This is a genomic window from Streptomyces violens, assembly GCF_000717745.1.
Taxonomy (GTDB): domain Bacteria; phylum Actinomycetota; class Actinomycetes; order Streptomycetales; family Streptomycetaceae; genus Streptomyces; species Streptomyces violens.
Window position 1 is genome coordinate 428,876 of the sequence record NZ_JOBH01000006.1, and the last position, 13,865, is coordinate 442,740.

8 protein-coding genes are annotated in these 13,865 nt (G+C 71.0%); 6 read left to right on the forward strand and 2 right to left on the reverse strand.

The features are described 5' to 3' along the window. The first annotated feature begins 88 nt into the window (after positions 1 to 88). From IF04_RS0114455 to sbnA, 6 genes are all read left to right on the forward strand, one after another. Positions 89 to 1,084 (forward strand): alpha/beta fold hydrolase, encoded by a 996-nt coding sequence (locus IF04_RS0114455; RefSeq protein WP_030256036.1) that lies wholly within the window; start codon positions 89 to 91, stop codon positions 1,082 to 1,084. A gap of 1,147 nt (positions 1,085 to 2,231) precedes the next feature. Beyond that, a complete protein-coding gene (locus IF04_RS0114465) occupies positions 2,232 to 4,682 on the forward strand; it encodes a Pls/PosA family non-ribosomal peptide synthetase (protein WP_030256041.1) in 2,451 nt (816 codons plus the stop codon). Positions 4,683 to 4,829: 147 nt separating this feature from the next. Beyond that, positions 4,830 to 8,081 carry a non-ribosomal peptide synthetase gene (locus tag IF04_RS0114470; protein WP_030256045.1) on the forward strand — a complete coding sequence of 1,084 codons (3,252 nt, stop codon included), beginning with the start codon at positions 4,830 to 4,832 and terminating at the stop codon, positions 8,079 to 8,081. A 23-nt stretch (positions 8,082 to 8,104) separates the two neighbouring features. Then, the gene (locus tag IF04_RS0114475) at positions 8,105 to 9,109 is read left to right on the forward strand and encodes a TauD/TfdA family dioxygenase (RefSeq protein ID WP_030256048.1); all 1,005 of its coding nucleotides are present in this window, start codon (positions 8,105 to 8,107) and stop codon (positions 9,107 to 9,109) included. Next, positions 9,106 to 10,176: a 2,3-diaminopropionate biosynthesis protein SbnB gene (sbnB, locus tag IF04_RS0114480; protein ID WP_030256051.1), complete on the forward strand. Its 1,071-nt coding sequence runs from the start codon at positions 9,106 to 9,108 to the stop codon at positions 10,174 to 10,176. The genes IF04_RS0114475 and sbnB overlap by 4 nt, the downstream gene beginning before the upstream one ends. Before the next feature lie 52 nt (positions 10,177 to 10,228). After that, a complete protein-coding gene (gene sbnA, locus IF04_RS0114485) occupies positions 10,229 to 11,215 on the forward strand; it encodes a 2,3-diaminopropionate biosynthesis protein SbnA (RefSeq protein ID WP_030256055.1) in 987 nt (328 codons plus the stop codon). 148 nt (positions 11,216 to 11,363) lie between these two features. On the opposite strand, the gene IF04_RS0114490 is transcribed toward sbnA, so the two are convergent. Both IF04_RS0114490 and IF04_RS0114495 read right to left on the reverse strand, forming a co-directional pair. Then, entirely contained in the window at positions 11,364 to 12,368 is a 1,005-nt protein-coding gene (locus tag IF04_RS0114490) for an alpha/beta fold hydrolase (RefSeq protein WP_030256058.1), read from the reverse strand. Between the two features lie 171 nt (positions 12,369 to 12,539). Continuing rightward, positions 12,540 to 13,862, reverse strand: coding sequence for a multidrug effflux MFS transporter (locus IF04_RS0114495; RefSeq protein WP_078600289.1), 1,323 nt, complete (start codon positions 13,860 to 13,862; stop codon positions 12,540 to 12,542). Between the last annotated feature and the right edge of the window lie 3 nt (positions 13,863 to 13,865).

The window sequence follows — 13,865 nt, forward strand, 5'->3', positions numbered from 1 at the left end:
GGATCGGCAAGAAAGCTCGCCACCGCCCCGCGGCCGTCCGATGATCACGGAAAGCGGGACCGCACCCGCCACCACCGCAGGAGGAGACATGCCGCAGCCGACTCCCGTACAGCACCGCCTGGTCCGCACGCCCGCCGGCCGCATCCATCTCGTGGAGCAGGGCACCGGCCCCCTGGTCCTCCTCGTCCACGGCTTCCCGGAGTCCTGGTACTCCTGGCGCCACCAGCTCCCGGCGCTCGCCGCGGCGGGCTTCCGCGCGGTGGCCGTCGACGTCCGCGGGTACGGCCGCTCCTCCGCGCCCGCCGCGGTCGACGCGTACCGGATGCTCGACCACGTCGAGGACACCGCCGCCGTCATCGAGGCCCTCGGCGCCGGGAGCGCGGTCGTCGTGGGCCACGACTGGGGCTCGCCCATCGCCGCCCACACCGCGCTGCTCCGGCCGGACCTCGTCACGGCCGTCGGGCTGCTGAGCGTGCCGTACGCCCCTCGGGGCGGGCCCCGGCCCACCGAGGCGTTCGCCGCGCTCGGCGGCGACGAGGAGTTCTACGTCGGCTACTTCCAGGAGCCCGGCCGGGCGGAGGCCGAGATCGAACCGGACGTGCGCGGCTGGCTGGCCGGGTTCTACGCCGGACTCTCGGCCGACACGATGCCGCGCGGCGGCGAGGGCAGCCTCTTCTTCGTGCCCGAAGGCGGCCGGCTCCGCGACCGTTTCCCCACAGGCGTCCTGCCGTCCTGGCTCACCGAGGCCGATCTCGACGTGTACGCGGGGGAGTTCGAGCGGACCGGCCTGACCGGCGCGCTCAACCGTTACCGCAACGTCGACCGGGACTGGGCGGACCTCGCGCCCTGGGACGGCGCGCCGGTCACCCAGCCATCGCTCTTCCTCGGCGGCACCCTCGACGCCTCCACCACCTGGATGCGCGAGGCCATCGAGGCGTACCCCACGACCCTTCCCGGCCTGGTCTCCTGCCACCTCCTGGAGGGCTGCGGCCACTGGATCCAGCAGGAGCGCGCCGACGAGGTGAACCGGCTCCTCATCGACTGGCTCCGTTCCCCGGCCGTGAAGTCGGCTTCCAGGCCGTGAGAGTCGGCTAAATCACACACCGTGGAACGGCGCCGGCCAGCGGGCTCCTGCACCGAGAAGCGGCTGGCGCCCCTCGTTGCACTCGCGACGGTGAGCGGTGGGGCGCACTCCGGTGTTGACAGCGGGCGGCGCGCGCGGGCGCGTGCTCATTGCGTGCGCCCCCACGCCCTCCGAGCCGTGGCGTGTGAGGCCGTCCGGTTCCGTTGTTCAGTCCTGCTACCTGCACTTAAACCTGTGGGTGAACCGGTTCGCGCCGAGTTCGGCCACCGGATGGTTCCCAAGTCTGGGCGTGCTTAACCTGCTGTCACCACCTATGCGCGTCTCGAGGGGGAGCCGTGCTCATGACGTCGATGCAGGGTTACGACAGCCTGGTTGGTAGGGGGGAAGCGTCCGGGTCGGGGGGCCCGGTCGCTCACGGGGAACGGGGGGAATTCCTGGAACGCTCGTCGTACGACCGGCCGGCTCGGGCCGTGCGCGCCGCGGGGGCGTGCATGGTGACCGTGCCGCCGCACCGTGTCCCGTCGCACCGGGTGAGCTGTTCCGCGCCTTTCGGGCGGGCCCCGGAGAGCCACCGCACGCGCCGGGCGGACCCGGCGCGTAGCAGACGCCTGAGGATGTGCGGATACTTTGACCGGGCCGCCCTGAAGGCCGACTCGACCGGCCGGGCCGTCGCCCCGGACGCAGCACAGGGCCTGGAGACCGCGCCGGGCTCCAGTCACCGCACCGAGGATCCTCGCCCCACAGAGGACCCGGGCCACGCCGAGGACGACGGCGAGAGCGATCAGTACGACCGCACCGGAACCCGGGTAGCGCACGCCTTGATGGCGGGCCCGGCGGCGGGCGCCGGCCGTCCGCCCCTTCTCTCCGTGCCTCGCGGCCGTTTCCTCCCCTGCGCGGGGAGCCGGCCGCCGAGGGCGTCGATGATTCCGCCGTACTGGCGGCAGAGCTGTCCGGGCCCAGTGCCCCGCCCCGATTCCGGCTCGCCGTGTACGGATTCGCACCAGTCCCCCCACCGCACAGGCCGAATGCCTTGAATTCCCGCACAGCCGACGACATTGACTTACAAGGAGCTCACGTGGTGGGAAAACCTGTCGAGATCTCGACAGCGGACCTGGTTGAATCTTCAACTATTGATCATGGGAATACCTTGCCGGAGACGACCGCCACCGAGCGGATCCTCGCCGAGGTGCTGGCCGGTCTGGTGAGTGCCGAGCGGGTCCCGGTCGACAGCCACTTCTTCGACGACCTCGGTGCCAACTCCCTGCTCATGGCGCAGTTCTGCGCGCGGGTCAGGAAGCGCGGCGACCTGCCGTCGGTCTCCATGAAGGACGTCTACCGCCACCCGACCATCCGCAGCCTGGCCATGTCCCTGCCGGCCGTCCCGTCCACCGCCACCGAAGAACGGGCACCGGCGGTCCCCGAGGACCCGACGCCGCCCGGCAGTTCACCGCGGTTCGTGCTGTGCGGAACGCTCCAGCTGCTGATTTTCCTCGGCTATTCCTACCTCGCGGGAACGGTCACCATCCGCGGTTTCACCTGGGTGTCCGCCGGTTCCGGACTGGTCGACATCTATCTGCGGTCGGCCGTGTTCGGCAGTGCCGGATTCCTCGGCATGTGCCTCTTTCCGGTGGCGGCCAAATGGATTCTCGTCGGCCGCTGGCGGCCCATGGAATTCCCGGTGTGGAGCCTGGCCTATCTGCGTTTCTGGACGGTCCGGGTACTGATCCACGCGAACCCGATGCGGCTCTTCATCGGCAATCCGCTGTACGTGCTGTACCTCCGGGCCCTCGGCGCGCGCATCGGCAAGAACGTCACGATCCTCTCGCCCGCCGTCCCCGTCTGCACCGACCTGCTCACCATCGGCGCCAACACGGTGATCCGCAAGGAGGCGTACTTCCTCTGCTACCGGGCGCACGCCGGGCGGATCCAGACCGGCCCCGTCACCCTCGGCCGGGACGTCTTCATCGGCGAGCGGACCGTGCTGGACATCAAGACCTCGATGGGCGACGGCGCCCAGCTCGGCCACACCTCCGCCCTGCAGAGCGGCGAGGCGGTACCGGCCGGGCAGCGGTGGCACGGCTCTCCGGCGCAGCGCACGGACGTGGACTACGTACGCGTCGCGCCGACCGGCTGCAGCACCCTGCGCCGCTTCGGGTACGGCTTCCTCACCCTGGTACAGGTGTGCGTCGTCTACGTGCCGCTGGGCGTCGGGCTCATGTACTTCCTGCTGACGGAGGTCCCCGCGCTCGGCAGGTGGCTGGGTCCCGGCACCGAAGGGCTCACCTCGGCGGCGCTCTACCTCGACGCGCTGGTCATCTCCGTGGTGGTGTTCTTCGGCTTCACCCTGCTGGGCCTGGTCTGGCTGCTCACCGTGCCGCGGCTGCTGAACCTGATGATCGAGCCGGACAAGGTGTATCCGCTGTACGGCTTCCACTACTCGGTGCACCGCGCCGTCACGCGGATGACCAACAACAAGTTCTTCAAGTGGCTTTTCGGTGACAGCTCCTACATCGTCCACTACCTGCGCTACCTCGGGTACAACATGTCCCGGATCGAGCAGACCGGGTCGAACTTCGGCACGGACGTGGCCCACGAGACCCCGTACCTGGCCACCGTCGGCAGCGGCACGATGGTCGCCGACGGACTGTCCATCATCAACGCCGACTTCTCCAGCACGTCCTTCCGGGTGTCCCGGGCGACGATCGGCGCGCACAACTTCCTCGGCAACTTCATCGCCTATCCCTCGGGCGGCAGGACCGGAGAGAACTGCCTGCTCGCGACGAAGGTGATGGTGCCGCTGGACGGCGAGATCCGCGAAGGGGTGGGGCTGCTCGGCTCGCCGAGCTTCGAGATCCCCCGCTCCGTGGAGCGCGACACCCGTTTCGACCGCTACCGCACGGGCGAGGAATTCCGCACGCGCCTCGCGGCGAAGAACCGGCACAACACCGTCACGATCGGCCTCTTCCTGTTCCTGCGGTGGGTGCACGTCTTCGTGCTCACCGTGCTGGCCGTCGCGGCCATCGAACTGTACGGCGTGGCCGAGCAGTTGCTGATCGCGGCGTACATGGCGCTCAGCATGGTCTTCACCGCCGTCTACTTCAGCATGATGGAGCGGATCATCCTGCGCTTCCGCCCGCTGCAGCCGCAGCTCTGCTCCATCTACCAGCCTTACTTCTGGTGGCACGAGCGCCTGTGGAAGGTGCCCGACACCCACTTCAACGCGTTCAACGGCACCCCGTTCAAGAACCTGCTGTGGCGGATGCTGGGCGTCCGGCTCGGCCGGCGGGTCTTCGACGACGGCTGCTACATCACGGAGCGGACGCTCACCGCCATCGGGGACGACGCCACGCTCAACATGGGAAGCAAGATCCAGTGCCACTCGCAGGAGGACGGCACCTTCAAATCCGACCACAGCACGATCGGCGCCGGCTGCACGCTGGGCATCGGCGCCCTGGTCCACTACGGCGTGACGATGGGCGACGGCGCGGTGCTGGCCGCCGACTCCTTCCTGATGAAGGGCGAGGAGATCCCGCAGCACGCACGGTGGGCGGGAAACCCGGCCGCCGAAACACGCCGGGCGCCCCAGCGGACCGCATGACCCAGCGACCACGACCACCGCGCGTGCCGGAAGGCATGCACCGCGGTGGGCCGACCGGGACGGCCGGCAAACAGATGACCACGACCGCGCCGCTCCGGACAGCGGCGCGCGGCACCGTGACAGCGGTGCATGGAGGGGGAAGATCCCATGGCAAAGCCGGCTGAGAGCGGTCGGGAATTCTGGCGGGGTGTACTCGTGGGAGGCGGCGCCACCGCGCTCCCGCGGTGGACCCGGCATCCAGTACCGGGCGTCGCCGAACAAGTGGCGAGCGTCCCGGCCGAGGTGGTCACGGCGGTACGCCGGCTGGCGGAGGAGCTGGCGGTGCCGTTCGACTCCCTTCTGCTGGCCGCGCACGCCAAGGTGCTCGCGGCACTGGCGGGCGAGCGGGACGTGGTGACCGGACATGTCGCAGTACGGGACGGTCGGCCGCTGCCCTGCCCGCTGACGACGGGCGCTGCCACCTGGCGGGCGCTGGTGCACGACGTGGACCGCGCCGTTTCGCGGCTTCTGACGCACCGTGAGTTCCCGGTCGAGGACCTCCGGCGCGAACTGGGCGTCACAGGGCCGGAGTTCGAGGCAGTGTGGGACCCTACAGGCGGCGAGGGCGACCCGACCGGCGACACCGTGCTGCGGATGGGCGTCTTGGCACGCGGCGAGGAACTGGTACTGCGGCTGCGGTACCGCACCGAGGCGCTGGACGCGGCGTGCGTGGACCGGATCGCCGGCTACCACCGCCGCGCACTGGCGCTGCTGGCCGCCGGGCCCGACGCCGACCACACACGGCAGAGCCTGCTGTCCGCCGGCGAACTCCGCCACCAGCTCGAAGAGCTGGCCGGACCGCAGCGCGAGCTGCCCGACGCCCGCTTCCACGAGCTGTTCGAGCAACGCGTACGCGCCCACCCGGACGCCGTCGCCGCCGTACAGGGCACCCGGCAGTGGACGTACCGGGAGCTCAACGCCCGCGCCAATCGGCTGGGCCGCGCCCTGCTGGCCAGGGGCCTGCGCCGGGAAGGCACCGTCGCCGTGGTGACCGAACGCAACCTGGACTGGATGGCCGCCGTGCTGGCGGTCTTCAAGGCCGGCGGTGTGTATCTGCCCATCGAGCCGCACTTCCCGGCCGACCGCATCGCCACCACGCTCTCCCGTGCGGAGTGCGGCCTCGTGCTGACCGAACCCGGCAGCACCGACACCCTGGACGAGGCGCTGGCCGCCGTGCCCGGCGCCCGCAAGCTCCTCATCGGCACCGCGTACGAGGAGGGACACACCGAGGACGACCTCGGGATCGTCATCGAGCCGGACCAGCTCGCGTACATCTACTTCACCTCCGGCTCCACCGGCGAGCCCAAGGGCGCGATGTGCGAACACGCCGGGATGCTCAACCATCTCTACGCCAAGATCGAGGACCTGGGCATCGGCGAGGGACAGGTGGTCGCCCAGACCGCACCCCAGTGCTTCGACATCTCGCTGTGGCAGCTCGTCTCCGCACTGCTGGTCGGCGGCCGGACGCTGCTGGTCGGACAGGACGCCGTACTGGACGTCCAGCGGTTCGTCGACACCGTCGTCGAGGGCCGGGCCGGCGTGGTCCAGGTCGTCCCGTCCTACCTCGAAGTCGTGCTGTCCGCGCTGGAGGCGGCTCCTCGCGAACTGCCCGACCTGCACTGTGTGTCCGTCACCGGCGAAGCCCTGAAGAAGGAGCTGGCCCAGCGGTTCTTCACGGTCCTGCCGGGCCTGAAGCTGGTCAACGCCTACGGCCTCACCGAGACTTCGGACGACACCAACCATGAGGTGATGCACCGCGCGCCCGAGGGCGACCGGGTACCGCTCGGCCCCGCCGTGCGCAATGTGCACGTCCACGTCGTCGACGACCACCTCGCCCCGGTACCGCTCGGTGCCCCCGGCGAGATCGTCTTCTCCGGCGTCTGCGTCGGCCGCGGCTACGTCAACGACCCGGAGCGGACCCGGCAGGCGTTCCTGCCCGACCCGCACCGGCCCGGCGCCCGGCTGTACCGCAGCGGGGACCGGGGCCGCTGGCAGGCGGAGGGCAAGCTGGAGTTCCTCGGCCGCCGGGACACCCAGGTCAAGATCCGCGGCTTCCGCATCGAGATCGGCGAGATCGAGAACGCACTGCTGCGGATGGCCGGGGTGCGGGACGGCGCCGTGGTCGTCGCCGAGCGCGCCGACCGCAGCAAGCACCTGATCGCCTTCTACTCCGGACGCGAACTGGAGGTCACCACACTGCGCCAGGGGCTGGGGGAGTCGCTGCCCGGCTACATGGTGCCCACCGCCTTCCACCACCTGGACAGCCTGCCGCTGACCGCCAACAGCAAGATCGACCGCAAGGCGCTCACCGCGCTGGCCGGCCGGCTGGGGATGGCCGAGGAGGACTACCACGCGCCGCGCACCGCCACCGAACGGCGGCTGGCCGCCGCCTGGTCCACCGTGCTCGGCATCCCGCAGGAACGCATCGGCCGACGCGACCACTTCTTCGACCGCGGCGGCACCTCGCTGTCGGCGGTGAAGCTCGCCGTCACCCTGAAGCGCGCCGTCTCCCTGAAGGACGTCACCCGCCACCCGGTCCTCGCCGACCTGGCCGACGTGGTCGACGGCCGCTCCGTACGCCGCGAAGGGCTGCTGCACGCCCTCGCGGAACCGGGCGGCGACAGCGCCGGGGCGCTGGTGTGCTTCCCGTACGCCGGCGGCAACGCGGTCAACTTCCAGCCGCTGGCCCGCGCCCTGCGCGGCACCGGGCGCGCGGTGTACGCCGTGGAACTGCCCGGGCACGACCTCACGGCGCACAGCGAGCCGTTCGTCTCCCTGGAGGACGTCGCCGAGCAGGCCGCCACCGAGATCGTCCGGCGCGGCCTGGACAACGTACTGCTGTGGGGCCACTCCTCGGGCACCGCCTTCGCGGCCGAGACGGCCCGGCGCCTGGAACAGCGCGGCGTGACCGTCCAGCGCCTCTTCCTCGCAGCCCAGCTGCCCGGCGACGCCGCCGCCCGGCGCGCCGCCATGACCGTACTCGCCGGCCGCGACAACGCTTCGATCGCCGCGCAGCTGTCGGCGGAGGGCGGCTACACCGAACTGGAGGAACTGGACGCCCAGCGCGCCGAGCACGTCGGCGCGGCCTACCGCCACGACTGCCTCGCCGCCCACCGGTACTTCGCCGGCCTGCTGCAGGACCCGCCGGCGGAGAAGCTGTCCGCGCCGGTCACCGTGGTCGTCGCCGCCGACGACCCGGCCACGGCCGACGCCGGCCTCCGCCACCAGGACTGGCAGCTGCTCGCCGAGGACGTGGGCCTGCACGAACTGCCCGACGGCGGCCACTACTTCCTGCGCACCCGCCCCGACCGGGCGGCACAGGCCGTACAGGCCGCCGCCGCTTTGTTGGCTTCTTCTTGATAACAACGAAAGGAAGATCGGAAATGTCGCAATTCCCGGCGTCCCTGCTCGACGTGGAACGCCAGCCAGGCAGGCCCCCGATGCTGCGGGCCGAGACCACCGGTGACGCGCCGCGCTGGGTCGCCGAGCACCGGGACGCCCTGCGCGCCGCCGTTGCCGAACACGGCGCACTGCTCGTCCGCGGCCTCGGGTTACGGGATCCGGCCGGTACCGGAGCCGTCTTCCGGCGGCTGGCCACCGGCATGGTGCGCGAGCAGGAGGCGTTCGCGCCCCGGCGGTCCTATCCCGAGGAGGGGGTCTACTCCTCCACCAAATGGCCGCCGAACCAGCAGATGTGCATGCACCACGAGCTGAGTTACACCCTCACCTTCCCCGGCCTGATGATGTTCGCCTGCCTGACCGCGCCGGCCGAGGGCGGGGCCACCACGGTGGCCGACGCGTCCGCCGTGCTCGACGCGCTCCCCACCGAACTGGTGCGGCGCTTCGAGCGGGAGGGCTGGCTGCTCACCCGCAGTTACAACGAAGAGATCGGCGCGTCCTGGGAGGAGGCGTTCGGCACCGACAGCCGCGAAGCTGTCGAGCGGTACTGCCGCGCGAACGCGATCGACTTCGAATGGCAGGACGACAACGGCCTGCGCACCCGCCAGCGCCGCAGTGCCGTGGTACGCCACCCGGTCACCGGCCGGCGCTGCTGGTTCAACCAGATCGCCTTCCTGAACGAATGGACCATGGAGCCCGAGGTGCACGAGTACCTGGTGGAGGTCTACGGCCCCGACGGGCTGCCGTTCAACACGCGCTTCGGCAACGGCGACCCCATCGGAGAGGACATCGTGCAATTGCTCAACAAGGTCTACGAGGAGCACACCGCCCGCGAGCCCTGGCAGGCCGGCGATCTGCTCCTGGTGGACAACATCCGTACCGCGCACAGCAGGGAACCCTTCGAAGGACCGCGCGAGGTGCTGGTGGCGATGGCCGACGGGGTGCGGCTGGCCGACTGCGCGCCCACCATCGAGGTGAGTGCCCGGTGACGACCATCCACCCCACCGCCGACGAAGCCACCGGCCAGGGGCCGAAGAAGGTGCCGCCGTTCGCGGTGGTCTCCGGCTCCCAGGTCCAGCGCGCCCTGCAGGGCCGCGAGCGGGAGCTCGTCGACCTGGTCGAGGCCACCTACCGGCTGCACGGCGCCGGCGACACGGTCAACCCGCCCTCGTACTTCCTGCGGTTCCCCGACCGGCCGTCCTCGCGGATCATCGCGCTGCCCGCATCGGTGGGCGGCCAGGAACCGGTCGACGGCCTGAAATGGATATCGAGCTTTCCCGAGAACGTCGCGGCCGGCATTCCCCGGGCGTCGGCGGTCCTGATCCTCAACGACCACGACACCGGGTACCCGTTCGCCTGCCTGGAGAGCTCGATCATCTCCGCCACCCGCACGGCCGCCTCGGCGGCGTCGGCGGCCGACTGGCTCACCCGCGGCCGGCCGCGGCCCGTGCGGGTCGGCTTCTTCGGTACGGGCCTCATCGCCCGCTACATCCACACCTTCCTGGCCGCCACCGGCTGGGAGTTCGAGGACATCGGCGTGCACGACGTGTCCGCCGACAGCGCCGCGGGCTTCCGCACGTACCTCGAACAGTCCGGCACCAACGGCCGGATCACCGTCCACGACAGCGCCGAGCAGCTGATCCGCCACAGCGACCTGGTGATCTTCGCCACGGTCGCGGGCCGGCCGCACGTCAGCGACGTGTCGTGGTTCGCACACCATCCACTGGTGCTGCACGTCTCGCTGCGCGACCTCGCGCCGCAGATCGTGCTCGCCTCGTCCAACATCGTCGACGACGTCGAACACTGCCTGAAGGCCGATACCTCACCGCACCTGGCCGAACAGCTCTCCGGCAGCAGGGACTTCCTGCACGGGACGCTGGCCGAGGTGATGGCGGGGGAGGTGCGGCCGCCGGCGGACCGCCCGCTGGTCTTCTCGCCGTTCGGACTGGGGGTCCTGGACCTGGCGGTCGGCAAGTACGTCTACGACGAAGTGGTCCGCTCGGGGGAGCTGCACGTCATCGACGGCTTCTTCCACGAGCTGCGCCGGTACGGATGAGCGGCCGGGTCCTACGGCCGCACATGGGGGGTCATCAAATGAGGGGGTCATCGTGCCAGTCATATCAGTTCCCCTGGACTTCAATGAGGAAGAGCTCTACGTCGATCTGCGATCCACCTTCGGACAGCCACTGTTCCTGAAGTGCGAGGGGTTCAACTTCGCCGGGTCGATCAAGCTGAAGGCAGCGGCGGAGATGGTCGAGGCCGCGGAGCGCGAGGGTGCACTGTTGCCGGGATCGGTCCTGGTGGAGTCCTCGTCCGGAAACCTGGGCGTGGCACTCAGCATGATCGCGGCAAGCAAGGGCTACGGGTTCGTCTGCGTGACCGACCCGCGCTGCAATCTGTCGTCCCGGCGGATGATGGAAGCCCTGGGCAGCCAGGTGCACATCATCGCCGAACCGGACACCCACGGCGGCTGGCTGGGCGCGCGGATCGATTACGTGCGTGCCCTGTGCGCCTCCGACGACCGGTACGTCTGGCTGAACCAGTACACCAACCCGGGTAACTGGAAGGCGCACTACCGCACCACCGCACCGGCCATCGCCCGTCAATTCCCGGACTTGGACGTGCTGTTCGTCGGCGCCGGCACCACCGGCACGCTGATGGGCTGCGCGCGCTACTTCTGGGAGTACCACCGCAGGGTCCGCGTGATCGCCGTCGACAGCGTCGGCTCGGTCACCTTCGGCGGCCCGCCCGGCCGCCGGATGATCCCGGGCCTGGGCACCAGCGTCCGCCCGGCGCTGCTGGACGAGTCCTACGTGGACGAGGTGATCCAGGTGGAGGAGGCCGACACCGTCCGCGCCTGCCACCGTCTGGCCCGCAGCGGATTCCTGTTCGGCGGTTCCACCGGCACGGTGGTCAGCGGCGCGACCGACTGGCTGGCGCGTCATGAGGACCGCGACGTGACAGCGGTGGCCATCGCCCCTGACCTCGGCGAGCGCTACCTCGACACCATCTACCAGACCAACTGGCTCCAGGACCTGTACGGAGAGGAGATCCTCAGCGCCGACGAGCTGACGGCCGGCACCCGCTCGGCCTGACGCACGCGCCGTGAGGCGCTGCCCCCGCGCCCACCGGCCCCGCTACGCAAGGGGGCCGGTGGGCACGGCGTTCGCCGGAGCGCGGACGCGCGCTCGACGAGACAGCCGAACACGCAGTACGTCCTCCAATACGTCCTCGACGCCGTCCTCAGTCGCGTACGGGCAGCTGCGCGAGGAAGTCCAGCAGTGCCGCGTTCACCTCTTCGGGATGCTCCTGCTGCGTCCAGTGGCCGCAGCCGGGCAGTGTGACATTGGCGTGCAGCCGCGGCAGTACCTGGTCCAGGGCCGGGAGCAGCCGGTCCATGCCGGGGAACGCCCGGACCAGGTCCCGGTCCCCGGCGACGTACAGCGCGGGTATGTCGATGCCCCGGCCGTGGAACGGCGCGAGCAGCTCCCAGTTGCGGTCGATGTTCCGGTACCAGTTGAGGCCGCCCGTGAACGCCCGGTCGTCGTGCTGGGCGTAATCGCGCGTGAAGGCGTCGAGGTCGGCGTCGGTGAGCCAGCCGGGCAACTCCTTCGGCTCCGGCATCGTGTCCAGCACCGAATGGCCCTCGGGGATCACCCACGGCACCGGCGGGTCGGTGAGCGGGCTGTCCCCGGAACCGCCGTACAGCAGCCGGCGGAACGTCGACCGCACGTCCCGGGCCAGCTCGGCGTCCGCGACCCCGGGCTCCTGGAAGTACTGCTGGTAGAACCCCTCGCCGAGCTGGGCGCGCAGGGCCGGCAGCGGGGCGGCCGTGCCGCGCGGCACCGGCGGCACGCTCAGCCCGGCGACGCCGCGCACCACGTCCGGGCGGAGCATGGCGGTCGTCCAGGCGACCGGCGCGCCCCAGTCGTGCCCGACCACGACCGCCTGCTCCTCACCGAGGGCCCGTATCAGCCCGATCACGTCCCCGGTGAGATGCAGCATGGTGTACGCGGAGATGTCCGCCGGCTGCTCGCTGCGGGCGTAGCCGCGCTGATCGGGGGCGACGACCCGGTACCCGGCCGCGGCCAGCGGCCCGAACTGGTGCCGCCAGGAGTACCACGACTCCGGGAAGCCGTGCAGCAGCAGGACCAGCGGCCCCTGCCCCTGCTCGGCGATGTGCAGCCGGACGCCGTTGACCTCGACGAACCGGTGCTCGACGGAAGGGGCCTCGACGGAAGGGGTCACCTGTCCTCCTGCGCTCGTGCGTTGCGTTACGTGACCTTGGGTCACGGTCACACTTCATGAACGGTCCGGGAGACGGCCTTGTTCCGCTTTCCGCCTTCTCGATCGGGGGAGTTGAGGCCCCGTCATGGGGACCTTCCGCCGGGCGCGACCGGCCTTGCGGGGAGCCGGTCGTCAGCCGCCGGCGCTCTCCCGCGCGGCGACCTCGCCGGCGCCGCGCCAGGGGCGGACGAGGACGAGCAGACAGCCACCGGCCGCCACGAGCGCGCCGAGCATGATCAGTGCCATCGGCGCGGAACTGTCCTCCCCGAACAGGCCGACCAAAGGCGAAGCGATCGCGCCGAACAGGAACTGGAGGCCGCCCAGCAGCGCGGAGGCCGCACCGGGCGCCGACCGGCCCAGCGTCTGCCCGAGGCTCATGGTGGCGGGGAAGACCAGCCCGATGCCGCACGTGGTCACGAACAGGGACAGCCACGTCCCGGCGAAGGTCTCGCCCGCGACCGCGAGCAGCACGACCTGCGCGAGCGCGCCGACGGCGGCCAGCGCCACCCCGGCGACCAGCAGAACGTTCAGCCGCACCCGGCGCGCCAGCCGCCCGAACACCGCCCCGGCGGCCAGCATGCCGAGGGCGTTGACGGCGAAGATCAGCGAATACGTGGTGGGGGAGACGCCGTGCAGGTTCTCGAAGACGAAGCTGGAGCCGGCGATGTACGAGAACAGCGCGGCCGCCGTGCAGCCGAGCACGAGCACGTACCCCATGAAGGCCCGGGAGCCCAGCAGCCGGCCCATCGCCCGGAACGTGCCACTCACCCCGCCGGCGTGCCGCCGCTCCGGAGGCAGCGACTCCGGCACCTTGGCCAGCACTGCCAACAGGAGCAGCACGCCGATGACGGTGAGGACGACGAAGACGGCCCGCCACGTGGACACCGACAGGACCGCGCCGCCGAGCACGGGCGCGGCCACCGGCGCGACGCCGAGGATCTGTGAGAGCAGGGCGAAGTAGCGCGGGATGTCGGCCCCGTGGAAGCGGTCGGTGAGCACCGCCCGGGCCAGCACCATGCCGGCGGCGCCGGTCGCCCCCTGAAGGAAGCGGGCGACGGTCAGTACCTCCACGCCGGGCGCGACCGTGCACACCAACGAGAACAGTGCGAAACCCGCGGAACCCGCCACGAGCAGCCGCCGGCGCCCGAGGCTGTCGCTCAGCGGTCCGATGACGAGCTGGCCGACGACGAGCCCGGCCAGGAAGGCGGTCATGGTGAGCTGGATCGCTGAGCTGCCGGCGTGCAACGAGGCACCCATGGCGGGGAAGCCCGGCACGTACATGTCGGTCGCGAGTGGGGCCACGGCGGTGAGCGCACCGAGCACGGCAATCAGCGCGCCGGCACGCCTCGGTGCCGCGGCCGGGGCGGTGCCGGATGTGCCGGATGTGCTGGGTGTGCTGGGTGTGCCCGGAGGGGCGTGCGCAGGGTCCGCGGCAGCGGGAGAGCGAGATATCATGGC

Bases quoted from the DNA above. Each gene is read 5' to 3' on its own strand.
- IF04_RS0114455 (WP_030256036.1), top strand. From the start codon at position 89: ATGCCGCAGCCGACTCCCGTACAGCACCGCCTGGTCCGCACGCCCGCC.
- IF04_RS0114470 (WP_030256045.1), top strand. From the start codon at position 4,830: ATGGCAAAGCCGGCTGAGAGCGGTCGGGAATTCTGGCGGGGTGTACTC.
- IF04_RS0114475 (WP_030256048.1), top strand. From the start codon at position 8,105: ATGTCGCAATTCCCGGCGTCCCTGCTCGACGTGGAACGCCAGCCAGGC.
- IF04_RS0114495 (WP_078600289.1), bottom strand. From the start codon at position 13,862: ATGATATCTCGCTCTCCCGCTGCCGCGGACCCTGCGCACGCCCCTCCG.